Source organism: Synechococcus sp. CCY 9618 (assembly GCF_019038415.1).
Taxonomy (GTDB): Bacteria; Cyanobacteriota; Cyanobacteriia; order PCC-6307; family Cyanobiaceae; genus Cyanobium.
The window spans coordinates 1-1,172 of record NZ_JAFKRG010000121.1; the positions used below are offsets into that span (position 1 = coordinate 1).

Sequence of the window (1,172 nt, forward strand, 5' to 3'; positions counted from 1 at the left end):
GTTGTGGCGTTTGCGTTTCATGGGGCTTCTCCTGGCCAAGTCTGGCCGGTAGGGAAGCTCTCATAAGGCCTGGATCAGTTTTTGGGGTCCACGTCATGATCACCTCCAACCGCCCCGTCATGGAGTGGGGGGAGGTGTTCGGCGATCAGGTGGTCGCCACGGCGATCCTCGACCGGCTGCTGCACCACAGCCATGTGCTGACGATCCGGGGCGACAGCTACCGGCTGAGGGAGAAGCGACGCAGCGGCCTGATTCGCCCGCAGGCGGGCGGTTCCTCCTCACAGGACGGCGCTGGCCTACGGCCACCCCCGCCCTGTGAGGAGGCCTGAACGGGAAACCCAACCGGGCGGCTGAGGAGGCCGCCCCCAACGACAAAGACACGACACCCCACCCATGAAACACAGATCCAAGGGCCCTCACAACGCCCCCATCAGCACCCCATCAGGTGGGCCAGTTTTTGTGTCGCCAGAGGACCAAAAGCGGATGTCGCTTGACACTCGTCGGCCAACACCTCGACGTAGGACAGGCGGGTGGCGTCATCCACGGCCACGTGCACCTTCTCGTAGCCAGCGCCGGGGGAGCTTCCTTTGCGTGGATCACCGGTGATCCGGTGCCCAACACGGTGGAACCGAGCCAACTGTTTGATGTCGACATGGATCATGTCGCCCGGTTGCTCCTACTGGTAGCGCTGCACTGGCGGTTTGGGGTCGAGGTTGCGCAGCCGGCTCAGCCCCAGGCGCCGCATGGCCCTGGCCAGGGTGCTGATCGGCACCAGCAGCAACCGAGAGATCCTCCGGAGGGTGCAGCGCTGATGCCTGAGCTCCACGGCCTGCTGCAGTTGCTGCGGATCGAGCGTCCGCCGCTGGCTGCGGCGAACACTCCGTCGATCCGCCAGTGCCGCCAAACCGCCTGAACGGAATCGTGCCAGCCACTTGCGGGCGGTGCGTTCACTGATGCCGTGATCCGCGGCCAGTTGAACGAGGCTCCTGCCCTCGTCGAGATGCTGCCGGATCAGGCGTTCCCGACCAATCGGTGTCAGGCGGGTGTCCGGCGACAATCTGGTTGAGGGGCGCGTTTGACGTGACCCCCATCAGTGGTCCAGTTCCTATGAGAGCTGGTGGGGTGATCAGGCCGCTTTCCATTGCTGGAGGACTTCCATAGGCGTACGCCCC

The 1,172-nt window shown here is 64.8% G+C and carries 1 protein-coding gene and 2 pseudogenes; 1 reads left to right on the forward strand and 2 read right to left on the reverse strand.

Features of this window, described 5'->3' with window-relative positions:
• Positions 1-92: 92 nt before the first annotated feature.
• Positions 93-329, forward strand: a pseudogene (locus KUG41_RS15400) (ATP-binding protein); the annotation flags it as partial.
• Positions 330-430: 101 nt separating this feature from the next.
• On the opposite strand, the gene KUG41_RS15775 reads toward KUG41_RS15400, so the two are convergent.
• Together KUG41_RS15775 and KUG41_RS15780 are read right to left on the reverse strand one after the other, a co-directional pair.
• A complete protein-coding gene (locus KUG41_RS15775) occupies positions 431-661 on the reverse strand; it encodes a hypothetical protein (protein WP_254217353.1) in 231 nt (76 codons plus the stop codon).
• Between the two features lie 150 nt (positions 662-811).
• A pseudogene (locus tag KUG41_RS15780) lies at positions 812-1,057 on the reverse strand (helix-turn-helix domain-containing protein); the annotation flags it as partial.
• Positions 1,058-1,172 lie beyond the last annotated feature (115 nt).

Excerpts from the sequence above, each read along its gene's own strand:
- KUG41_RS15775 (WP_254217353.1), bottom strand. The coding sequence starts at position 661 with ATGATCCATGTCGACATCAAACAGTTGGCTCGGTTCCACCGTGTTGGG.